The organism is Enterococcus sp. DIV0755b (assembly GCF_051713765.1).
Taxonomy (GTDB): Bacteria; Bacillota; Bacilli; order Lactobacillales; family Enterococcaceae; genus Enterococcus_C; species Enterococcus_C canintestini.
Genome location: NZ_JBIOQN010000001.1, coordinates 1710287 through 1731856, shown reverse-complemented (window position 1 = coordinate 1731856; position 21570 = coordinate 1710287). Strand labels below are relative to the sequence as shown.

Below are 21570 nucleotides of genomic sequence, written 5' to 3'. Positions count from 1 at the left end.
AATTAAGAGATCGGGTTTTACTTCTATTTAAATGTTCCCCATGCGACTTTGCCAACAGGTCGTACAGGAATATAGCGTTTATCAGTTGTGTAAATCCATGTGTATCCTTCCGCTACTTTCCACCCAAGGTAGCTAACTTTTTCTTTTGCTTTTAGTTGCTTGCCAACTTTACCTTTTAAGCTTGGCTTATCAGTACGGGTCGTAATCGATGTGTCGCCGTTTATAAATGTGGCTTTTTCTGCAGTAAATCCAGCAGGTAATTTAATCGATGTACTGCTAGATGAAGCACGTTTAATCAATTGAATATCATTAGGGTGCGCCCATCCCCAATTCTCAATCAAATATTTCTTACCGTTTGAGACAATTCGCTTAATTTTACCTTGTTGGCCACGTTTAGCCGTTGACCGTCTAGCGCCAGTAGAATCGCGATATAGTGCATCATAAACTTTGACAGTATCTCCAACCTTACCATCATTAAGTGGTTTAGGATTCTTAGCCAAGCCAGAACCTGTTGAGGAACTTCCACTTGAACTGCCTAATCCGTTCTCAACATCTTTCTTAAATTGCGCACGACTAATTCCCCACTTAGCTAAATACGGATATGGGTCAACGTGATCGCTACCATTATTAGGTTGATGTTTTGTGCAATAATCATGACTCAAAATGCCCACGTTCCCCGCATCAACTTTTAACGGAATATTTGCTTCTTTTGCTAATTGTCGAAGTAGTTCTACATATAGATTGTAGTCTTTTGTGAATTCTGCTTTTGTTTTGTGACTCTCAATCAGCTCCACTTGCGCATATCCCCAAGCATTCCAACCACCACCGACATCATAAGCACCGCGGTTGACTGGCGCGGTTTGAATAATACGACCATTCCCGACTACGTGACTAAAAAATCCACTTTCAATTGGGCGTCTCATGTGATAGTCTGCTTCATTTTGAGCTGTCGAGCTAGGATTACCAGTTGAATGCGCATGGATTTGCCCGTAAGGTTTAACGCCAACTTGCGGTAACCCCTGACGAATTTGTTTTTCGATTTTTAAAGCCATGCTATTCACCCTCCTTTATAAACCCTGCACCTAAATCATAAAAACCACCTGCCGCAAGTCCTGATAACGCACCAGCCCAGCCATACACCGCTAAATCACCGCTACCATTAATAGTGATTGAATAAATCAGACCAATAAAAATACCAGCAATCACATTGATCACTGGTAGCCATTTGTTATTGGGAATTTGATTTTTAATTAACTGTGTTACCCCCAGAACTACAGCACTAATAATTGACGCTGCTGTTAAAATTTCTGTCATACTATTTACCACCTTTCAAATTTTCCAATTCTGATACCAACATTTCGTTTTCGTCCTCTAACCGCTCAATTTCCTTTTGATAGAAGGCAATTTCTTTTTCGTATTTTTCTTGCAATTTTTCTAATTTATCTTCTAGTCGATCTACTTTGCTTTGTAATTGGTCATTAAGTTCTTTGTATTGCTGAAATAGTTGAATGGCATTATCATTATTCGTTTTGGTCAATGTCGTGCTATTTGTTGATTTTGTGGCAATGAGCGTTGCTAAAGCACCTATCAACGCGCCCCCTAATGTAATTGCCCATTGGTAATTAGCCATCCGCTTCAACCCACAGGGCAAGTAAGAAGATTGCAATATTAATACTCAATGCCATTATCCAACTGGAGTTTTGAAAACCACTGACAGCTCGCCATGCATAGGCTAAAAATAAAATCATCCAAACAAATTGGTAAAAAACTAATAAAAAAGAACGATATTGTTTTTTGTTAAGACAAAATAAAATGACACCAATAATTCCCGCGACCATAATGGGCACAGAAAAAACGGCATCATCTAGCACGTTCATGATAAAAGCATATGTGGACTTATCTTCCAACAAGCCTGGGTGAATTAAGAAATTAAGACCTACTCCAGCAGTGGTTAGTGCCACAAGAATAAATTGCCAATCTTGTCGCAATCGCTTTTTAAAATCTGACATACCTCACCAACTTTCAAAAAATAAAAGACAACCGGCGATAAAGCCGATTGTCCCAATTACCAAGTATTTTATTGCTCTGTTTCTTCTTGCTTTTTTGCATTATCCACAATTTCCTGAACATTTGAACGTAACATTGATGGTACATCTTCAATCTTTCGCTTACCTTCTAAAACATGGGTTGCAAATAACATTTCTAAATTTGAGTACATCCTCTTCGCTCCTCTCTATCTGCTTACAAGCATTTCCGCTAAATCTAAAATAGCTCCCTCGGACATCTCCAAGCGAGCTTTCAAAGTTTTGTTTTCTGTTGCCAGTTCTGCTAGCACTTTGTCTTTATCTTCGTGCCACTGCATATCAATATAATCAAACTTTGGATATTTATATTCTTCTGGCGGCGGCACAATCACCCAGTCTGGCGACAAAGGAATGTCGTCGGGTACTTCAAAAATGTCATACCACTTATCGTCTTTAAATTCACTTCTTGGCAAATAAATAATCATTTTTTATCCCCCTATATGTCGTAAGTTACCATCGAAATATCAACATAATCAGTTGCAGAGCTACCAATAATTGTGCCAAAATAACCACTCGAAGTAACATATGGTCTCGACCCAGTACCAGTGCTTGCTCCACCATAAGACATAATTGTTGTCGCTGGCGCTAAACTCGAAGGTACATCAAATGGGTGTTGATCGCTACCAGCAACCATCTTACTATTGTCAGATTTCTTGAACTGTCCTCTAAAACTCAAATGTTGGGTACCATCAAGATTGTAAGTTACCCGATATTGTGGCCTGTTATTTTCGGCTATTGCATATCCAGTTCTTAAATTCAAATTGATCCAAGGCGTATTGGACAACATAGAAGCCTGTATAATGCCACCAAAATTTTTAGTGTTGTCACGCATAACAATGTTATCATAATTGGCAGCTAAAATATTCCGAATAGTGGTCTTACTGCTGTCTGTATATGTTGTCAGTGTATAGCCAGTACCAGTGTATCGCGTCATAAATGGAAACGTGTTGTCAACTGTACCGGCAATAGTTAACTCACCATTTGATAAGGTTGCACTCCCAGACATTTTACTAGTTCCAGCAAATGGAACGGGTACATCTGTAAACGTTGTGATAAAGTTCGAACCATACATATCTGTACCTGTGATAGTTGACCCAGTAATTGTCACGGCATTTAAAGCAATGATATTTAGCACTGACTGTTGAATAGTTTGACCTTGCCATGAACCAGACTTGTAAACGTAAAAATTGGTAATATTACCGCTACTATCTGACTTCCACCACTGCTGTTCCTCTTTAGGATTGGCTGGCTGTGTGGGTCCAATATACGGGTAGATACCTGTCATGCCTTGGATTAAAGCTGGCGTGGTATAGCTGACTGTGCCGTCAGACATGGTGTTTTTAACTCTGCGCCAGACGTACAGATTAGGATTGGCGTTGTTTGGCACAGTAGTGGACCATTCACCGCCTGTTTGTTCTGTGTCGCTGGTGGAGACGTAGTATTCTTCTGTGACGGATGCTACACTAACGCCTGTTTCACCCGTGTCACCTTTAATCAATGACCATGCGTAGTCGTTCACGTCCGTGCTACTTGCTGATTCAAAGTCCACATACTGCCCTAAATATGAGCCCGCATCTTCTCCTGAATTTCCTGTAAATGTTTTACCACCATCATTAGAATACTTGATGTGCAGATAACTGGTCTTACCGTTTACTGTTTCGCCGGGAATACCCTGAGGTCCTTTCACCATAGACCAATCATAGTCAGCTGGCACCGTAGACGCAGTTGGGTTCTGGGAAACGAGCAATCCCAGATATACCGCATTGGTAGGGTCACTAGTCATAGGATTTCCGTTAGCATTTTGTGAATATCTAACATGAAGGTAAGCAGAAAGACCATTAGTCCCTGGCTTCCCATCAAAGTAATCCACACCTTTGATAGGTGTTTTACCATTCTCACCATCATAAACCTTTGTCACAACACCAGAAGCACCGCCATATATCAAATCATCCTGCAAAGCTTCATAACTAAATGTAGCCGTATCTTCAAAATCTTCCGGTTTAACAGTTAACGCTTTGCCAAAATTCTTATGTGCTTCATTCCATGCAGTATCCAATGATCCGTCTTTTTTCTGCTTAGTCCAGTTAAATTCTGTAAACTCACCAGTCGTATCTTGATTATTTTTCTCAATTTTAGCGGTAAAGATTACTTCACCTTCACCATTTTTAAACATTGGTGAGCCAACGTTATTAATAGAAAAAATATACGTCTTTGCAACTTGTTCAGCGTATTTTTTAACTTCATCAATTCGATCTAAAAGTGATTTGCTGACTTTATTTTCTAAAATTCGATAATTTGAGTAGACTGTCTTGTTCTTCGTTGGGTCACTAAAACTGATTGTCTGCTCACTAATTCGAGCTTCTAGCAAAAGAATTGGATTGTATCCTTCATCAATTGCTCGTATAGTGTCGCCAATATCGATGTCATAAAATCCTTCAATCTCGAACTCGTAAGCCGGCACACATTTCTTTTCTAACTCCGTTAGCGCACGATTAAAAAGCTCTGTATCTGATTTAGTATCATAACTAAATTGGCCAACAATGTAGCCTCCGCCTTTTCGTTTTGGGTTCCCATACTCTTGATTAGCCATCGGCGCATAGATGTATTCCGAACCCTTTTTAGTATAGAAAACTACGTTACCATTTTCATCTTTGATTTCTTTTTCTACATTCGCGATTGTTGTAACTTTGCCGTCTTCTTCATGACCGCGTGGTTTGATGGCTGTGATTAATTCTGTAACATCCACATTACGGCGAATACTTGAGACATCACGACCGTATTTAAGCTCAACATCTGGGTGATCCATCCCAACGCGCTTTCTCAAATGAACTAACTGCTTATCGACAGTGCGATCATCATTCAGTATCGTTTCAAATTCGATTTCAGCTTCAAAACTATTACAAATTGATAGCAATCGTTTTAAGACAGTTTGATCACCTTCCCACTCTAAGGTACGCTCGTTTTTAGTGAACTCATTAATTCCAATTTCGTAACCGGAATCTATTAAACAATCATTGACATATTTTGAGATTGGATATGCTTTATCAGCTTTATATGGTCCGCGATATTCGTTTAATAAATCAAAAGACAAGTCTTCACAAAAAAGACGCAATGAAGATTCAGTTTCTTCAACGCGTCTAATGGTGAATTTATAATCTCTATTTTTGTACGTGAATACTAAGAAGTGGTTCTCTTTTAGATATTGGAAATCATCTTCTGAACCAGTTGAAGCATTCGAGTACATCATGTGCTTTTTAGCAATAGATAAATCAAATGTGCTTGCACCAGTTTCAAGATAGCGGTGGAATTCATCATCAAAATAATGGATTGCGCTAGAAAGTGAATTATCTAAAATAGCTACCGTTTCATCAGCTTTCGTCATTACATATATTTTCAAGGATTATAGCCACCTTTCTCTTAATGTTCCCACAATATTGGGTGGAGTTTTTCCAAAATTAGAATAATGAAATTCAACGATCCAAAAACCTGGTGGGATTTTTAAATCAGTTGAGCCGATAATAATATCGTTCATAGCCAACACTTCGTTAACATAGAACTTACCAGTCGTACCATCATAAGAAAGTACGTCACCCTCAGAATACCGGTTTGGGTCGTCTGACCATTTGTCAACGTTAATCCACCTAAACACGAAGTTCGTAATACTTTCTTTTTTAGAATTTAGTGGTGGAACCGCAGCATTTAAATACCTAGTATGAGGCCAGTAGGTCGTTCCTGTAATCGGTACATTTTCAAAGTCCGCTAACGTGAACATCTTTTGATACTGCCAATTTGACTGGGCCACTTCGTCACCAGAACCCAGTTTTTTGATTTGAGAGATTCGGAAAGTAACTTTGGGACCAATTCTTGAAATTCGAACATCATACCAAGAGCCTGTCGCTTTCTTTAAATCAATCGTGCCGTCTTGTCGAAACTTTGTGCCGTCTGGTAATATCACGGCTAATTCGAATTTACCTTCCACTTTTTCTTGCATGCTATCACGCAAAACAATCGATGCTACAACTTTATTCCCACTCATCAGATTAAATTCTTCTCGAATTGCTTCTTTAACCTTCGTAGTTTTAAAGTTACAGCGCCAAATCGCTTCAAAGTTTTTAGTATTGTCTTCATTACTGTTTTTAGGAATATCTCGATAAAGAGTAGGACCTACCCAACATGCAGTGGTATTTGTCGGAAAAACAGGTTCTGGTCCTTCCGATCCAGCATTCCACTTAAATGAGCCTTCGCCAAAGCGATTTCGTATTCCGGAAACTGCAATTGGATATACCGTTCCAGCTTTAGCACTGTTTAATTCCCAATTTTTTTGGTCGTCAGGTTTTAAGCTATTTTTGGCCACGATATCCGTTTTTTGATAATTATGACCATCTAATTCTTCGATACTTCCAAATTCCATTGCGCCCAACGGTCCGACTGCACCTAAAAAGCCGTTATCACTTGTCATCGTTGCTTCAAATGATAATTCTGCGGTTTCGGTTCCGTTATTCGCAATTTGCATTGCTAAAATTCCATCATCATTTGGTGTGGCGGTATATTTAGATGGAATGAGTGCTTCACAGTATCCAGCGGGAACTAAGAAAGAAAGTTCACCGCTAACCTCTGTTAAAGAATCAATAGACCTCGTCATGATAGATTCACCATCGAGAATTGCATACCAGACTTCGTTTGGTCTGTCAGAAAAAATCATCGGTTTTGGTTCTTTGACGTTTAATAAACCATTAATTTTGTTTTTAATAAATTCAACAGAATATCTATCAGAAAAGATGTTTAGTGTAATAATCCGTTCTGTATATCGACTTCCTATGAAGTGTGAACCATTCGTTAACCCCATCTGTTGAATACTGTTCTCTCTATTTTGAATATTTCTTCCAGCAGGTTCGGCAGTCAAGTCGAAATAATCTGTTAATTTATCTCCATCATAAGTTATGACTAAATCACTAATCATCTTAAACCCTCCAACCTCGACTGCATTCGATTATTTTTCATTTGTTCATTCGATATGATTCTTCCAACTTCACGTTCATTCATTACTATTTTAAGTTTCTGTAAATCGGAACTAAATCTTCCTATTAATTTAATTATTTGACTGAGCTGTTCCGAATAATTTTCTTTTTCAATTTTTATTTCAGTTTTAGAAGAATTATTTTGAGTGCTGATATTTTCTAAATTACGAATCAGCGTTGAATTTTTAGGCACGCCCACACCGTCTTTGTAGTGAGGCACTAATTTTTTAGTTTGACGTGCCGGAATGATTTTAGACCCTCTTGGCAAGTCTGGAAGGAATACATCTCGACCTTCCGGAATGAATGGAACGCCACCTTTCGGTAAAACTAACTCTTTGTAAGTTAAACCTTTTTGGTCATTTACGATTGCAGGTCCGCCTAAATGGTAATTTGTGCCAGTTGCATACTGGGAGGGCCCAATGAAATTTACTTTCGCAGTTTTTGTAACAGTATCAGGTATATTATTCATAAAGTTACGAAACGCACTATAAGCATTATTCGCCGCTCCTGATGCTTGATCATGGCCTACAGCTGTTTTGTCGTTTGGAAAAATATTTTTGTTATATCGACTAATTGAAGCAGTTGCTCCTGATATTGCATTCTGAAGATTTTTTCCATCACCAAATAAAACTTTTAAAGCAGGAATAATATTTTTGTTGTAAGTTTCAACTGATATAGTTCCGTCTTTAACTTTCGCCAAAATATCTTTGTTATTCCCCAACATTTGTTTTACTGGTTCAGGTAATTTCCCCCACGCTTTAAAGGTTTCGGTGGACGTAAATATCTTACTTAATAAATCTGAATTATCAGCAAGCATTTTCTTTTGAGAATCCGGTAATGAATTCCATTGATTTAAAGCTTCTTCAGAATTGAGCAGTTTAGAAAGAAAGTCTGTATTGTCTGCAAGTAATTTCTTATCAGAAGCTGGAATAGTGTTCCAAACATTGAGCTTATCTTCTGAATCTATTAGTTTCCATATGACATCCGCGTTATCTGCACCAAGAATTTTGCGATCAGCTTCATACTCGTTCCAAGCTTTTAACTCATCAATAGTGTCGTATAATGCTACTTTTGCTTCGTCTCCATTAACTGTTAAAAGTTTGTCTGACATATACATGAGGTTCCACTTGCCGGCAAGTCCCATTGCAACCGCAACTTCTTCTTTGGCGTTAGATTCAATATTGGCATTTTTCAACATGAATTTCAGTTGCTGCCAACCTTCGTCAGTTTTTGCCATATCTACTAAGGTTTCAGCCATGTTCGTTTTGACTTCGCCTGTTTTGGGGTCTAGCGCCAGTGCATTCCATGCCATATCTGCTTCACTTGTCCCTTTAGCAAGTAAATCTAAGTTATCTGACGATGCTTTAATGGACGTATTGACTAGAGATAACACTTCATCGGTGGTATAGCCATACGCTTTCCAAATTTCTGACAGTTGAGAAATATCTTTGCCTTGCGCTTGAAATACTTTGGCTAATCCTGTCACTAAAGTATCAGTAGATTGCTTGTATTCTTTATTTAATTTATCCATCGAAGCTTTAAGCGCCTGTGGATTTTTAGCATAGATTGTTTTTAAACTTTCTACTTGTTTCTCATACGCTGATTTTTCGTCTTTCAACGCAGTTTGCAATGTTTCTTGTCGTTTTGACAAATCTTTGTAGTTTAGCTTAGACATATCCGCTTGATAGGCAGTTTCAATCGCTAAACGTTGTTTTTTACTAAAACCTGCTGCCTTCAACTGATCTTGACTTAATAACTTATAGTTATTCGCAATAAATTGTCGTTCTTCATTTGATAGATTACGACTATTTTTTGATGCATTCGTTAGTACTTGATTGATTGCATCAACTTTCTTTTGCGCTTGCTGCACTTCTGCTTTATTAACTGTTTCTTGCCACTTGATGTAGTTTTCAGCTTTTTTCTTTTCGGCATCGTCTACTATATTTTCAGCAGCTTTTTTCTTGCGTTCAATTTCTTTATCTAAAACTTTTTGAATTGAATTAACTATTTCTTGATTAGCTTTCTTGGCTTTTTCAGCAGAACTCGCAATTCCATCAGCATATTCATTAACATACGTAGAAGCTTTTTCGTTTAATTCGTAAGCTTTTTTAATTACGTTGTCCTGTTCTTTAGTAACTTTTGTACCCCAACGGGCTCCAGCTAATTGATTTGATTCGTACGCTTTATTTGCTGCATAAAGGGCAATTCCTACAGCAGCTACACCACCAACGGCAATTGCGGCAGGAACCGCAACGCCAGATAGTCCGGCTGTCAATGCACCCACACCGGCTTTTCCACCGGCTAAGCCAGCTAATTTGCCGAATAAACCAACTTTCGTTCCTGCGCCAGCTACAGCAGTTCCCATTGATGTGGCAGATACAGCACCCGAGGCCATTTCAGCAGCCATAGCTGTCATAGCTTTTTTCTTCGCCATGCTAGCTGTTAAATCAATGAATGATTTTCCTAGTTTACCGATTCCACCGGTTAATTTTCCTGCGATTGATAAAACTGGTCCTGCTGCGGCAGCTATACCTACCCATTTAATAATATTTTGCTGTTGCTCTTTATCTAAAGAGCTAAATGATTTAGCTAAATCTCCCAGGCCTTTTATTAGAGGCTTGCTAGCTTGCAGGCCATCACGTAATGCATCGATAAGTGGGCCACCCAATTCAATCGCAGCATCCACAGCTTCGTTTTTCAGCATTTTTAATTTTGATTCTGTGGTTTCATAACGCTTGCTGGCTTCATTAGTTAACGCAGTATTTTCTTTCCATGCTTTGTTCCCCATTTCAATTGCATCACCGAATACACCACTCGCATTTGCGGCACGAAGTAAGCTATCACGTAAACGAACTTCTTTAATATCCATGTCGTTTAACACTTTAATGGCAGAAGTTCCTTTTTCTTCGGCATGGGATAGGCCTTCAACAAATTTCATAATTGCTTTTGAAGGGTCCTTTTTAAAGAGGTCTGCAAATTCAGCGTTGGTCATTCCGGCCACTTTTGAAAAATTTTCCAAAGCAATTGCAGATTTATCAGCTTCTTTATACATAGAACGAAGTTGCGTATTGGTTAAGCCCATTTGTCCCGCAGTAGACTTAAGGTTTTTTCCGCCATCTTGAACCGCTTTTGAAATATCAGATAAAGAAAGACCAGCTTTCGAACCCATCGCGGATAATTCATCAAATGCACCTACGCCATTTTCTACGGCCAATTGCATATTTACCATTACTTTTGAAAATGCAGAACCTCCGGCTTCTGCTTCAATACCAACAGAACTTAATGCCGTAGCAAGACCCATGATTTCGCCTTGCGACATACCTAATTGCTTACCAGCACCGGCTAACCGTAGACCCATTTCTGTAATTTCTGATTCCGTGGTGGCAAAGTTATTCCCCAAATCAACGATTACAGAGCCTAAACGATCAAAATCTTTTTGCGACATCTGGGTGATATTGGCAAATCGCGCCAAAGAGGTAGCTGCGGTCTCTGCACTCATGTTTGTCGATTCACCTAAGTCAATCATTGTTTTTGTGAATCCAACAACGTTAGGCGTTTGAATGCCTAATTGTCCTGCGGCTTCCGCAACATTTGCAATTTCAGCGTGACTTGCTGGAAGTTCTTTCGCCAATCCTCTTAATCCATTTTCCAAATCTTTGTATGAATACACGACTTGACCAGTGGAGTTAATGACTTCATCATTTGTCTTTTTGACACCAGCAAAGGCGGATTCCCATGAAATGGCCGCTTTACCAACAGCGAGTGCGGCGCCGGCAATCGGCAATGTTAAGCCTGTAGTGAGTTTGCCACCAACAGAGGCCATTTTATCTCCGGCAGAAATCATCTTTTCGGAGCCTTTATAAATCGCACCTGTTAAACCTTCATTTTTAACCTTGTACTCGGCTAAAGCACCAGCGGATTGAATTAATTGTTGCTTGTAGTTAGCCAATTTTCCATTTGCTTCTTGCAATTGTGCAGCATATCGCTTCGTAGCTTCTGTAGCTTTGCCATTATCGTCAAAAGATTTATCATATGCTGTTTTAAGCGCATTGACTTGTTTTTCTTGCGCTTGAACAATATTAGTAAGCGAGCTAAATTTAGATTGCAATTTACCAAGTGAGTTACCTGCCATGTCAGCAATCTTCATATTTGCTTGCATTTCTTTAGCCAAATAGCGCACTTGTTTTTGGGAGTTAGCAACACCTCTTCCAAAATCAGCATCATCTAAACCTAATTTTATGACCATATTTCCTAATGGTGTTCCACCAGACATATTCAGGCACCCCCTTTAACAAGTTCCGCTAACGGTTTAATATCTTTTTTCTTCTTTTTATTCTTATTGGAAGATGCAAGTAAGATTTCATCCACATCTATACAATCCGTTTCCATCAAATCTCGAATTCCCATATTCGTACTTCCAATTACTTCGCGGACAAACTCCAGATTTAGATCGTAGAATTCTCGCCAAGTAAGAGTTCCTCCGCCAGTGCTTTTTTTGCGGCTTCTTCCTCTTCTTTTGAGAAGCCAAGAACCCTATAGCGAATAATTTCCATGATCTGATCGCTTTCCAAAGTATCAATTCCATTTAAAATTGTTTTTCCAGTAACTTCTTTGTCATCGAATAAACTTGCCACAAAATCTGCTTGCAACTCTGAATAATCATTTTGTGTCGGAATAATTGGATTGCCATCTTTATCTTTTCGCTCTTCTAATTCTGCTTCTTTTCGAATATATTCTTGCCGTTTCGAAAAAGGCACGAAATCTGTCATAAAAGTTTTGTACTCCCCGTTTTTCATACGCAATCTCAATTTAATTGTTTTATCCATAATTTCTCCTCCAAAAAAATAGAGACTAATCATCTCTGATTAGCCTCATAATTTATTATTCTCCAAGGTTAGGTTCAGCTGGTGTTTCAGTACCTAAAACCGCTGTTTTTAACGATGCGACATTTTCTTTGCCAAACGCTCGCATCACTGTCATAGATTCTGTTTTAGATTCAATAGTGATATCTCGTGACATCGCATTGTAGACGTATTCTCCAGCCTCAGGATTAAAGTCTTCGTCGTTTTTTGTTGCAAGCGAAAAACCGTCACGGTTAAAAGAACCTGCTAAAAACGCGAACGCGACTGGTTCACCATATAAATCTTCTGATTCAGCTACCGCGGCGCAGTATGGCGCTTCAGTATTTTTACCAAATCCATCAATACCACCGTCAGTTCCAAACGTCACCAACCCTAACAATTCTTGTTCAATAGCGAATGGGATATCTAGTAAGCCGAAGTTAGCCGCTACATTACCTGTTCCTTTTCGTACAATGTAGTATTCGCGGTCACCTGCAAATACTTTTTGTGCTTCTTTTGAAAGCCCAGTTAATTCCATTGCAGTCGGGCCACCTTCTTTTGGCGTGCCGTCCAAAACATGGATTTTTTTTGATGTATCTGGCGTCAAATCATTTTTTAAAACTCGAATTGAAAGTTTATCAAAACCGTAAGTTTCCATTTACTAATTCCTCCTAATAATCTGTATCGTGTATTTTTGTATTTTTTCGATAACGTCGTGCATCAACGTATCGTTTTGTTTCTGCAAAGTAAGTATCTAAGCCTCCCGTAAGTTGGCCAAATTCCATTTTTCGCATCACGTCTTGTACTGCTTTTGCAATTTTTTTAGTCGTTAAATAATCAGTAGATTCTACATTTATCTGATAGCTAAACCGCTTCGATAATTCTCTATTCGCTGCAAAATAAGCAGAAGTAGAAGGACCTAAAGGTGAATCTATAATGATAAACGGTTTAGATGTGTCTAACGTTTCAGGCGCTTCAAAAAATTTAATTCTATCGCTATCAACTAAACTTGCTATAGTAGTATCATTTTTTAAAGCTTCATAAACTTCCATCATCATATACTTCATCGTCCTAGCTCCTTTAATTCATCGTGCATTTCATTAAACGCAGAACCTTTTATTTTATCCACAGCTCCTTGTAGTTTGCCAAACCCGCGGGGGCGGATATAACGACCATTTACTGTATAACCAAATTCGTTCAAATGAACAAGCGGAGCGCGTTCTTTACTTGCCCAACCTGTTTCAACTCTTTTAGGATTGGTCTTAACGTTACTGGTGATAACTAAATCATACGTTTTTCCAGTATCGATATAACTCGATACTTGTTGCTTCACGATTTGTTTGTTTTTTTCTCCTGTTTTTCGTAATGCTTTATTAATCACACGATTTGCGCGATTTTTACCTAGTTTTGCTTCAATATTCCGGATAATTTCATTTGTACCAGTGACAGATACACTCATGACGTCACCCCTAAAATTATCTTGATGAACCGACTGTCTTTAGAGTTTGGTTGAACATCAATCACGTTCCAGCGAATATAATTTTCTTTTTCATCGAGAAAATGAAAATCTTGTAATTCTACAACATGTTTATTGGTTGGCTGGTATTCATTTAACGGGTCACGAATATTAATCGTTACAGCACGTTTCGTGTTCTTAGTATTGAGTAATTCCCAGTCTTTCATTGAGGGATTGTAGACCTCAGCCATGGCTTTATGCATAATTTTTTTTTGTGATTCGCCAGGGAATGGTCCCTCATTTGGAACATATGCATAGAAAAAGACCGGCGTGCGAAGTTCTGCACCACCAGTCTTAGGGCGTTTGTAATTTTGACTAATCGCCAACGGTATCACCTGCCATCAAGTCTAAACTAATGTTTAAGATTGATTCTTGAAAGTTTGGATAGAAATATTCTAATTGATCGTTATATGCATAACGGCCTCGTTCGAAAATCAATTCTTTTCCACGTGGGTATTCTTCGAGTTTGAAATCACCAACCAACGTCTGAATTTCTTCTTTTGAAGCAGATAGAATCATTTTAAGATTTTCATCTTCAGATGAATGATAAATCTTCATTCTTGCTTTGAATTCTTTCAAAAGTTCATCCATCTATTCACCTACTTTGCTTAAAAGAACAGATTTTGTATCTGACGATTTGTAATTAATCCCTTTTTCATCAAGATATTTCTTAATTTCAGGAATAGTCCAGCTTTCGTTTGGTAATGCCACATTTAGCGTGGCAGAATTAGGGTGTTTCTGTTTCCCCTTCACTGGTTAATTTTAACGTCCACACCGCTGTCGCTTTAATATCTTTAGCCATGCCGAAAGCAAATTGTTTAGCGGCATATAATTCTAAATCTTCTAATGCTAATGTTTGGTCAAATTTAGAAATCTTAACACCGCCAGCCACGTACGCATCGTAACGACCTTTTACAAAGCTTGTAACCTCTCCTGCTGTTTGAGCGATTGATTCAACAATATTCAAATTAAATGGTAAAGCTGTCACATAAACACCAGCAGCATTCAAATGAGTATATTGCGCACGAACTTCCCAAGCGTCTTCAGGGTTCACTACCATGGTCACCAAGCCAGAAATTGTTAAAGGTTGACCGTTTTCTTTCGTGCTGTGATATTTAAACACTTTTGTCAATTCTTTAACAGTCGTTTTGGGGTCAGCAAAAGTAATTTCGCCTTGAGAAGCTTTTTTAGGGTATGTTGTGACACCGTTCGAAGTCGTACCATTTTTAATATCGCGATTCAAGCCAATTGGCTTATCTTGACCATCTCCATCTAAAAACGCAATTTCTAAGGCTAAAGAAAACACTTCAGTAATTTGCAAACGCACAAATCGTTCAACCCAAGCAGGTCCAAAATCTTTTAAATCTTTCGGAATGACAACAAAAGCAGTTAATTTATTAGAAATTGCTTCTTCATCGCTAAATGTCGCATCCAATTGACCTTTAATTTCACCAAAGATTTTTCCCCAAACAGCAACACCGCTTGTTTCAGATTTTAAGAATTTCAAACGCAGACCTGCATTTTTTAAACCAATTGCAGCTAATAAAGGATGTTGTGTTGTTAAGTCTTCAAAAATTTGGTCAATCGTTTCCTCTGGTAATAACGTTTCGTCTTTATAGCCGACTTCTGTATTGATTGCATTAAAGAATTTACGTTGAGTAGCGGATAGTTTCCCATCTGCTACAGAACCAATCGCATAACTTTCAGCTTCTTTACGCGCTTCCTTACGCGCTTCTGCCATTACATCTTCAGCAAGGGCATTTAACATATCACTATATGCCTCTCCTTGTTTGTCTTTGTCATCAGTAGATTTTACTAAATTGACAAAAGCTGTTTTTGCTTCGTTAAATTTTTCCATATTGTTCAATTTCATTATCTTTCCCCCATTTTTTTGTATTAAAAAAAGAACCTAGCAAACGGTGATTCGTTAACTGGTTCATTTTTTTTGTCGTTAATTTCATTTATTTTTGCATCAATATAATCGCTGATTTCATCAGTATTAATTTTTATTTCAGCAACAGGTTTTTCCTGTTTATTTTTTAATTCACGGACTTTTGCAATAATTTTTGGATTAATCATATTATTGGCGCCGTTAGCAACCAACAATGGTTTTTCTTGACTTTCAAACATAATTTCATCAGCAAAACCAAGTTCAACTGCTTCTTGTGCTGTCATCCACGTTTCACGGTCCATCAAAGCTAATATTTCTTCGTGACTTTTACCTGTTTTTGCCTCATAAGCCGATGCAATAGATTTATTAGATTTCTGCAAAATTTCACTAGCTTTATCCATATCGTGATAATCACCGCCAGCACCCATTCGAACATTATGAATCATAATTTGACCAACAGGAGACATTTTAACAACATCGGCACCCATAGCAATAATACTTGCTGCGCTACCAGCCATAATGACATTAGCAGTGACTTTGCCGGGGTAATTCCGAAGCGCGGTATAAATTTCATTGCCGGAATCAAGTAATCCACCATAAGAATTGATTGATATTTCAATATCTTCGTTGTTGTCAGTTAAAACGCTTAATACATCATTCGGGCATGTTGCTTCTTCTTCAAAATAATCATAAACCCACTTGTCGTCATTACTAATAATGGGACCATTCACTTTGACTTTAACTGTCATTCTCGCTCTCACCACCTTTCACATCTTCATAATTTTTGGTACGTAATCTTTGCTTACCCTCATCGTCAGGTAGGTCGTCATAACCAGCTTCATTTCGAACCTCGTCAACATAAAAGGCACCACTCGATACAATCTTATCGATTGCTTCGGACAAGTCGAAAATATTCGGTGATAACACATTTAGCACTTCAATTCGCTGGCCTGCTTCGTATTCAGATTTTGAAATAAGCTTTGCAGATAATTCATCCGCTAATTTACGAATCAGCGGCGCTAAACACAATTTGCGGTATGCGTCCAAATTACTATCTAATTCAGCGTTTTCTGCCATGATTAAAGCCGGCGGTACACCAATCATTCGGGCGACATCATTAATCAATGATTTTTTCATGCGATCCAATTCATCTAAAGACTGGTTAGATACACCCATTTTGTTCGTATATTCTTCGTATTCAAATCCCTTCATTTTCGGGACGATTGCCACCGATGACGTTCGAAAACTTTTATAAATTTTATCAATGAAATTTTGAAGTCTTTGTTTACGTGAATCTTTTTCATCATCGTTAAACGAACCAGTTGTCTCGACAGAAACACTCCCTCGAATTTGATTGTTCCGCATCGAAATTTCAATCATTCTACCGAATAATTCCCCATAGTCATTAAACAATCCATCAGTGAATTTTTCTAGTTGTTCATTGTTATATTGTAGATATATCACGTCTTCCATTAAAAACGAACGCTTAAATTCATAATCTTTAACGATAACATTTTTAAATTGGTCGTCATAAAGAGCGTATTCTTCTCGATAAAAATCATCGGCAATTAACAACTGATTGTCGTCACTTAAAACAACCAAAACTTCATTGTCAAACATTAATTTGTAAATAAATTTCTGCCAAAATAGTGTGGCAGACATATCCTTATTCGGTCGAACGTTCAAAATATAATCCCAAGGTGAACGAATCGCTTTTTTATCTTTAGTAAATTTAAATTGAACTGTAGACATGGTTCTCCCGACAAAATTAAGAACTGAATCAATCGCCATTTTCTTTAGATATACACGTTGAGACGTCTCGCTTACGAGCTCCAAATCCCACATCCATTCTAATTCCTTGTTGCGCTTGAAAATATCTGCAAAACTCAATACTTTCGCCACTCCTCCACCCCCTTTCTGCTTTTTGTATATTACTTATAAAATCTTCGGCCCGATTTGTTTGTAATTTTTTCGGGCGGTTTTTTTCGGTAACCCAGAGGCGTAGTGGTAATTTTGCGAAAATACACTGTATTACCAGCCATCACTAATTTTTCTTGACGGTCAACATTTAAATATTGTGGTTTATACATATTTTCCCTCCTAAAAATCCAAATCGTCCATCAGATCCATAAATTCAGAAAAACTAGCGGTCTCTTCAATTGATTCTCGTTTGTAAAGTGCAGCTATAAAAGCGTGGAAGCCGTCTGTTTTTCGTCTCACTGGTTCTTTTTTCAAAAAAGTACGATTTCCAAGTGAATCTTCTTTAATATATGAATTATTCACATACCAGCGCATCATAGGGTCATCACCAAAAATAAAACGTTCATTAGCAAATCCGTCTTCTATAATCGGTGCTACTTTAGCTTGCACACCACGTGGATTTCTTAAAAATTCATAAGTATAGCCTTCTTTATCTAGCAACGGTTTCAAAAGGTCCATTCTAAAACCATCCGCACACACAAGATCGATTGAGTAAGTTTTTCGCTTTTCATTTAACCAATCAATTAAATGTTGAGGGTCAATAGATGGTTCATCCACTATTGTGACTAAGCCAGCATCTTCCCATTCCCGAATTGGCGCTTTTAATTTAAAGGCATCTAAGAATTTTTTTCTAGCAAAACTGTGTTGATGCCAATAGAATTTATCATCAACTTTGAATAATAGACCCACACTGACAAAATCTCGAATACTTGCATAGTCGAAACCTGCAACGCAATGTGTCCCAGCTGGTACTTCAATAGTTTGTTTCGTTGCCAGTAGCTGTTCATGTGTCGCTATATCTCGTTCAGCGTCACCTTCAGTAAAATTCATTCGTTTCACAACAAATTCTTTGCGTCCTGAAGGTTCTTCCTCTAATTTCAAATATTCCTTCATAACTGTGCTATACAATCGTTTAGCATACGGTGAATCTTCTTCAAACATCGGATTAGCTTTAGACCACATCTTTGGATTGTCCATTTCATCGATGGTATCCAATTTACATATGAACGGGAATAACCTATCGTTCTTAGCTTCACCAGAAAATATTTTTTGTGCTCTTTCTAAAATTCGGTCGTAAAAGCCTTCCCTTAAATGGCCGTTTGTTCCGTTATAAAAAGTGCGAGGGTTTTTAATCTTACCTAACCCACTCCTTTGAATATCGACCATATCTGAATTCTCAAACATGTGGATTTCGTCAAATTCAAGACAACCATCACGGGCACTATCCATTGTCTTTGGATTGTTAGTACGATAACTAAATACTGAATTTGTCACACGGTTAGTAATTGCCATTTTAGTGAGATAAAACTGTTTCTCAAGCCTCTTCCGTTGAACCGTTTCATAAACCTCTTTGAAACTTACTTTGCCTTGTTTTTCAGAATTTGCCGTTATGGTAACATCATAATTTTCTATTCCGTGTAGGGGGCTGATGAAAAAAGAATCTCTAGCAGACATAAAACCATTCTTGCCACCTCCGCGCGCTATCGAGTTTAAAAACTCATCAAAAAACACCTCATCATCTTCTTTGCGATAAAGAAAAATGAAAGGTGTGATAAATTTTTGATATTTAGCTAGCGGAAAAAAATTTTTCTCGGTATATCTAATAAATTTTTGAATCATGTCTTCATCAAAATAGATATCATCTCGAATAAGGACTTCATTTTTTAAGTAGTTAATAAGTTGAATACGCTCTTTGTTAAACGGAATAATACCCCGTTCATATAAATCCACATATTCTTCAAAAAAATATGGTGTCACAATAAATCACTTCCATCAGCGGAAGGTCCATCATTTGGTTTTGGCACACCTTCAGGAAGCAAATCGGATAATTGCTTAATAATACGTTGATAGGCGAGGTCACGAGCGTTGTACAATTTAGCGGCCGGACGTTCTCGTTCATATGACGGTGTTTTTTCTGATTGCGTGAATTCTTCGTAATCGCCATTCTTCGTTAAATCTTGCCACAACTCGTCTAGTGATACTCGCAATCGTGCCGCCTGAACAATCAGACCTTCAACTACTTTTTTCTTTCTGTCAGGGATATCTTTAAATAGTTGTGTTAATCTGTTTTTTTCTTTGTTAACCAATTTGTCACGTTCACTAATTGCCACAATAATCTCACCTTCTTTGTATTAGTTTCAGTAGGGGGTAGGGGTTACGCGCTTTTTGTAAGAACATCTGCGTAGTTGACCCCATCCACCGGTTTGATTTTCTGTAAATTTTATGAAAAATTTTCACAGGGGGGGTACTTTTAACCCCACCATTCATCCTGCCATTTTTTCTTTTTTTCACTCCCGCGATAATTCATGCGATTATGTCGCTTGTTATGACAGTCTTTGCATAACGTTCGGAGATTATTTGGTTCCATCGCTAATTCTGGATAATCAGCTAGTTCTTTGATATGGTCTACTTCAAGCACAGTATCAGTTGCCACGCGTCCTTCTTCCTTGCACCATTGGCACTCGAAGTGATCGCGTTCTAATATTGATTGCCTCAGTCGTCGCCACTCACTTGAAGTATAGAACCTTGCTCGTGATTGCTTTGTTGATACGTCAATCATGGTCTTCTCCTCCAAAATAAAAAGACCACTCTTGCAAGCGATCTAAACAGTTAAATTAAAACAGGAAACAAGACACTATCATTCCAGAATTGATTTCAGGAGGAAATCTCATGTAGTAGCTGTTCTGTCTGTTTCCCGCTTCTTTTGATAATACTAGTTTAACACCTTGACAGACCTCAAAAGTGCAATGATAGTGCAATAATTAATTAATTTCTCCTAGCTCTTTGCCTAGGCTTTCAATGAATTCATTCCGCAATAGATGGCACATGCGTTTTGAATAGCCTACTTCTTCTGCTATGCCGTCCCACGTCTTCGTTCGCGGCTTAGTCCAATACCACAACCGGATGATTTTAATCGTCTCTGGCTTCGCTGTCTGCACAACTTTATCTAATGCTTTCTTGCGTTCTCTAATTAATCGCAAATGTTTATCAGTCGCTAGCTTTAGTCCTGTTCGTTCCGTAATCGAAGTAGTCGCAGTGGAACGGGAACCTCCAATATTATCATCTGATTCCTGCCACGGATATTCGATTTCTAATTCAACTTGCTTAATATATCTTTCCATCGTTGGATAATCTTCAATTAATCCTTCTAGCATTTTGAATGTTCCTTTTTTCAACTGCATGCCTCCCAACTTAAAATCGTTGTAACTAATTCAATTATATCTTTGCTTTTAAAAAAATATAATTTGTAAAAATGCCAAAACACCAATAAATAAACCATAAAAAAAATTTAAAATACTACTCATTTATTGTTGACAATTACTACTCATACGTTGTATAATATAAATGTAGATGAGGGAGATATAAAAAAGGAGACGATTAATATGAAAACAATTATTAAATTCAACAAAAATACTGAAGTTAAAGAAATCGAAAAAGTTATCGAAGCAGCCGCTGCTAAATACGTTGTGAAACACGACCGTTACTCAACTGAAAAAAATAGTCAGTTTGAAATTACAAAAAACGGTACTGGATATTATGTAGAAGGAAAACGAATCAACAGTCACTGCATCGACTTACAATTAGGCTACGATGAACTTATTGACGATGATGTTTATGAATTAATCATTGATACTTACGAAATTAGCGAATTTGAAGGTTATGTTGAAAACACAGAATTCTATTCACTTGTTTCTGTTAAAGAAGACAAAGCGGTTGTTGTTGACGATGTAACATTCACACAAACTAAAAAAAATATCAAACGTGCTGAACAATTATTTAGTAATTATGATTCAGAATCTTTTATTATTGCACATTTTTTCATTAGAAGAGAAAACGATAAGTTGAATCAATTGAAAGAAACATATAGAAAAATTGGTTAAAAAAATATTAATAATAAGGAGAGATTATCATGAAAACAAAAAAAGTAGAAACTATTCTAATCACTAAGCAATCCTCTTTTTATCAAAATGTGGGAGAAAATCAAGTCGGTTTTGAACTTAGCGAGTATCACAATCATGCGGTTGTTCTTACTGAATACTATTCTTGGGATAATCCGTGGGAAGACGGCGGTTTTTGGGCCCCTGCTGGTCGCAAGTTTGATATCTATACAGAATATGCAAATATGAATGATTTGGAAACAAAAGCACTGATAGATGACTTAAAATCTAAAAACATTAAATTTTCTGTTGATTCACAAATTATTGAAGAATTAAAAAATCTTGCTTAGAAAAGGAGCGAT

General features: G+C 37.6%; 26 protein-coding genes. 2 read left to right on the top strand and 24 right to left on the bottom strand.

Features of this window, described 5'->3' with window-relative positions; translation table 11 throughout:
- Window positions 1–23: 23 nt before the first annotated feature.
- From IGI65_RS08335 to IGI65_RS08220, 24 genes are all read right to left on the bottom strand, one after another.
- A complete protein-coding gene (locus IGI65_RS08335; RefSeq protein ID WP_438773884.1) occupies window positions 24–1052 on the bottom strand; it encodes an N-acetylmuramoyl-L-alanine amidase in 1029 nt (342 codons plus the stop codon).
- 1 nt (window position 1053) lies between these two features.
- Complete coding sequence (locus IGI65_RS08330; protein WP_438773883.1) at window positions 1054–1314, bottom strand: holin; 261 nt, start codon at window positions 1312–1314, stop codon at window positions 1054–1056.
- Between the two features lies 1 nt (window position 1315).
- Window positions 1316–1630: a hypothetical protein gene (locus IGI65_RS08325; RefSeq protein WP_438773882.1), complete on the bottom strand. Its 315-nt coding sequence runs from the start codon at window positions 1628–1630 to the stop codon at window positions 1316–1318.
- Window positions 1623–2009 carry a hypothetical protein gene (locus IGI65_RS08320; RefSeq protein WP_438773881.1) on the bottom strand — a complete coding sequence of 129 codons (387 nt, stop codon included), beginning with the start codon at window positions 2007–2009 and terminating at the stop codon, window positions 1623–1625. Before IGI65_RS08320 ends, IGI65_RS08325 begins: the two co-directional genes overlap by 8 nt.
- A 68-nt stretch (window positions 2010–2077) precedes the next feature.
- Window positions 2078–2218 (bottom strand): CD1375 family protein, encoded by a 141-nt coding sequence (locus IGI65_RS08315; protein WP_438773880.1) that lies wholly within the window; start codon window positions 2216–2218, stop codon window positions 2078–2080.
- A 15-nt stretch (window positions 2219–2233) separates the two neighbouring features.
- Complete coding sequence (locus IGI65_RS08310) at window positions 2234–2509, bottom strand: hypothetical protein (RefSeq protein WP_230711487.1); 276 nt, start codon at window positions 2507–2509, stop codon at window positions 2234–2236.
- An 11-nt stretch (window positions 2510–2520) separates the two neighbouring features.
- On the bottom strand, window positions 2521–5481 hold the full coding sequence (locus tag IGI65_RS08305) for a phage tail spike protein (RefSeq protein WP_438773878.1): 2961 nt from the start codon (window positions 5479–5481) through the stop codon (window positions 2521–2523).
- Window positions 5482–5484: 3 nt separating this feature from the next.
- Complete coding sequence (locus IGI65_RS08300; RefSeq protein WP_438773877.1) at window positions 5485–7044, bottom strand: distal tail protein Dit; 1560 nt, start codon at window positions 7042–7044, stop codon at window positions 5485–5487.
- The gene (locus IGI65_RS08295) at window positions 7041–11375 is read right to left on the bottom strand and encodes a phage tail tape measure protein (RefSeq protein WP_438773875.1); all 4335 of its coding nucleotides are present in this window, start codon (window positions 11373–11375) and stop codon (window positions 7041–7043) included. The genes IGI65_RS08300 and IGI65_RS08295 overlap by 4 nt, the downstream gene beginning before the upstream one ends.
- A 2-nt stretch (window positions 11376–11377) precedes the next feature.
- Window positions 11378–11509 (bottom strand): hypothetical protein, encoded by a 132-nt coding sequence (locus IGI65_RS08290; protein ID WP_438773874.1) that lies wholly within the window; start codon window positions 11507–11509, stop codon window positions 11378–11380.
- 38 nt (window positions 11510–11547) lie between these two features.
- Window positions 11548–11928 (bottom strand): phage tail assembly chaperone G, encoded by a 381-nt coding sequence (gpG, locus tag IGI65_RS08285; protein WP_438773873.1) that lies wholly within the window; start codon window positions 11926–11928, stop codon window positions 11548–11550.
- A gap of 55 nt (window positions 11929–11983) precedes the next feature.
- Complete coding sequence (locus tag IGI65_RS08280; protein ID WP_438773872.1) at window positions 11984–12601, bottom strand: phage tail protein; 618 nt, start codon at window positions 12599–12601, stop codon at window positions 11984–11986.
- A 13-nt stretch (window positions 12602–12614) separates the two neighbouring features.
- Entirely contained in the window at window positions 12615–13010 is a 396-nt protein-coding gene (locus tag IGI65_RS08275) for a hypothetical protein (protein WP_438773870.1), read from the bottom strand.
- Window positions 13007–13402, bottom strand: a complete 396-nt coding sequence (locus tag IGI65_RS08270) for a hypothetical protein (RefSeq protein ID WP_438773869.1) — start codon at window positions 13400–13402, stop codon at window positions 13007–13009. The genes IGI65_RS08275 and IGI65_RS08270 overlap by 4 nt, the downstream gene beginning before the upstream one ends.
- Window positions 13399–13785: a phage head-tail adapter protein gene (locus IGI65_RS08265; protein ID WP_438773867.1), complete on the bottom strand. Its 387-nt coding sequence runs from the start codon at window positions 13783–13785 to the stop codon at window positions 13399–13401. The genes IGI65_RS08270 and IGI65_RS08265 overlap by 4 nt, the downstream gene beginning before the upstream one ends.
- The gene (locus IGI65_RS08260; protein WP_438773866.1) at window positions 13775–14050 is read right to left on the bottom strand and encodes a phage head-tail connector protein; all 276 of its coding nucleotides are present in this window, start codon (window positions 14048–14050) and stop codon (window positions 13775–13777) included. The genes IGI65_RS08265 and IGI65_RS08260 overlap by 11 nt, the downstream gene beginning before the upstream one ends.
- A gap of 136 nt (window positions 14051–14186) precedes the next feature.
- Complete coding sequence (locus IGI65_RS08255; RefSeq protein WP_438773865.1) at window positions 14187–15332, bottom strand: phage major capsid protein; 1146 nt, start codon at window positions 15330–15332, stop codon at window positions 14187–14189.
- Between the two features lie 23 nt (window positions 15333–15355).
- Complete coding sequence (locus tag IGI65_RS08250) at window positions 15356–16099, bottom strand: head maturation protease, ClpP-related (protein WP_438773864.1); 744 nt, start codon at window positions 16097–16099, stop codon at window positions 15356–15358.
- Window positions 16089–17240 (bottom strand): phage portal protein, encoded by a 1152-nt coding sequence (locus tag IGI65_RS08245; RefSeq protein ID WP_438774429.1) that lies wholly within the window; start codon window positions 17238–17240, stop codon window positions 16089–16091. The genes IGI65_RS08250 and IGI65_RS08245 overlap by 11 nt, the downstream gene beginning before the upstream one ends.
- Before the next feature lie 41 nt (window positions 17241–17281).
- Window positions 17282–17440: a hypothetical protein gene (locus IGI65_RS08240; protein WP_438773863.1), complete on the bottom strand. Its 159-nt coding sequence runs from the start codon at window positions 17438–17440 to the stop codon at window positions 17282–17284.
- Between the two features lie 10 nt (window positions 17441–17450).
- Complete coding sequence (locus IGI65_RS08235; protein WP_438774428.1) at window positions 17451–19091, bottom strand: terminase TerL endonuclease subunit; 1641 nt, start codon at window positions 19089–19091, stop codon at window positions 17451–17453.
- Window positions 19085–19444, bottom strand: coding sequence for a hypothetical protein (locus tag IGI65_RS08230; RefSeq protein WP_438774427.1), 360 nt, complete (start codon window positions 19442–19444; stop codon window positions 19085–19087). Before IGI65_RS08230 ends, IGI65_RS08235 begins: the two co-directional genes overlap by 7 nt.
- 137 nt (window positions 19445–19581) lie before the next feature.
- Entirely contained in the window at window positions 19582–19890 is a 309-nt protein-coding gene (locus tag IGI65_RS08225) for an HNH endonuclease (RefSeq protein WP_438773862.1), read from the bottom strand.
- A 202-nt stretch (window positions 19891–20092) separates the two neighbouring features.
- Window positions 20093–20512 (bottom strand): hypothetical protein, encoded by a 420-nt coding sequence (locus IGI65_RS08220; RefSeq protein ID WP_438773861.1) that lies wholly within the window; start codon window positions 20510–20512, stop codon window positions 20093–20095.
- Window positions 20513–20713: 201 nt separating this feature from the next.
- Here IGI65_RS08220 and IGI65_RS08215 point away from each other — a divergent pair, with 201 nt between their 5' ends.
- Window positions 20714–21211 carry a hypothetical protein gene (locus tag IGI65_RS08215; RefSeq protein WP_438773860.1) on the top strand — a complete coding sequence of 166 codons (498 nt, stop codon included), beginning with the start codon at window positions 20714–20716 and terminating at the stop codon, window positions 21209–21211.
- A gap of 29 nt (window positions 21212–21240) precedes the next feature.
- Window positions 21241–21558, top strand: coding sequence for a hypothetical protein (locus IGI65_RS08210; protein ID WP_438773859.1), 318 nt, complete (start codon window positions 21241–21243; stop codon window positions 21556–21558).
- The last annotated feature ends 12 nt before the right edge of the window (window positions 21559–21570 follow it).

Coding starts and splice junctions, on each gene's coding strand:
- IGI65_RS08335 (WP_438773884.1), bottom strand. CDS start 1,052: ATGGCTTTAAAAATCGAAAAACAAATTCGTCAGGGGTTACCGCAAGTT.
- IGI65_RS08330 (WP_438773883.1), bottom strand. CDS start 1,314: ATGACAGAAATTTTAACAGCAGCGTCAATTATTAGTGCTGTAGTTCTG.
- IGI65_RS08325 (WP_438773882.1), bottom strand. CDS start 1,630: ATGGCTAATTACCAATGGGCAATTACATTAGGGGGCGCGTTGATAGGT.
- IGI65_RS08320 (WP_438773881.1), bottom strand. CDS start 2,009: ATGTCAGATTTTAAAAAGCGATTGCGACAAGATTGGCAATTTATTCTT.
- IGI65_RS08315 (WP_438773880.1), bottom strand. CDS start 2,218: ATGTACTCAAATTTAGAAATGTTATTTGCAACCCATGTTTTAGAAGGT.
- IGI65_RS08310 (WP_230711487.1), bottom strand. CDS start 2,509: ATGATTATTTATTTGCCAAGAAGTGAATTTAAAGACGATAAGTGGTAT.
- IGI65_RS08300 (WP_438773877.1), bottom strand. CDS start 7,044: ATGATTAGTGATTTAGTCATAACTTATGATGGAGATAAATTAACAGAT.
- IGI65_RS08295 (WP_438773875.1), bottom strand. CDS start 11,375: ATGTCTGGTGGAACACCATTAGGAAATATGGTCATAAAATTAGGTTTA.
- IGI65_RS08290 (WP_438773874.1), bottom strand. CDS start 11,509: ATGGGAATTCGAGATTTGATGGAAACGGATTGTATAGATGTGGATGAA.
- gpG (WP_438773873.1), bottom strand. CDS start 11,928: ATGGATAAAACAATTAAATTGAGATTGCGTATGAAAAACGGGGAGTAC.
- IGI65_RS08280 (WP_438773872.1), bottom strand. CDS start 12,601: ATGGAAACTTACGGTTTTGATAAACTTTCAATTCGAGTTTTAAAAAAT.
- IGI65_RS08275 (WP_438773870.1), bottom strand. CDS start 13,010: ATGAAGTATATGATGATGGAAGTTTATGAAGCTTTAAAAAATGATACT.
- IGI65_RS08270 (WP_438773869.1), bottom strand. CDS start 13,402: ATGAGTGTATCTGTCACTGGTACAAATGAAATTATCCGGAATATTGAA.
- IGI65_RS08260 (WP_438773866.1), bottom strand. CDS start 14,050: ATGGATGAACTTTTGAAAGAATTCAAAGCAAGAATGAAGATTTATCAT.
- IGI65_RS08255 (WP_438773865.1), bottom strand. CDS start 15,332: ATGAAATTGAACAATATGGAAAAATTTAACGAAGCAAAAACAGCTTTT.
- IGI65_RS08250 (WP_438773864.1), bottom strand. CDS start 16,099: ATGACAGTTAAAGTCAAAGTGAATGGTCCCATTATTAGTAATGACGAC.
- IGI65_RS08240 (WP_438773863.1), bottom strand. CDS start 17,440: ATGTATAAACCACAATATTTAAATGTTGACCGTCAAGAAAAATTAGTG.
- IGI65_RS08225 (WP_438773862.1), bottom strand. CDS start 19,890: ATGATTGACGTATCAACAAAGCAATCACGAGCAAGGTTCTATACTTCA.
- IGI65_RS08220 (WP_438773861.1), bottom strand. CDS start 20,512: ATGCAGTTGAAAAAAGGAACATTCAAAATGCTAGAAGGATTAATTGAA.
- IGI65_RS08215 (WP_438773860.1), top strand. CDS start 20,714: ATGAAAACAATTATTAAATTCAACAAAAATACTGAAGTTAAAGAAATC.
- IGI65_RS08210 (WP_438773859.1), top strand. CDS start 21,241: ATGAAAACAAAAAAAGTAGAAACTATTCTAATCACTAAGCAATCCTCT.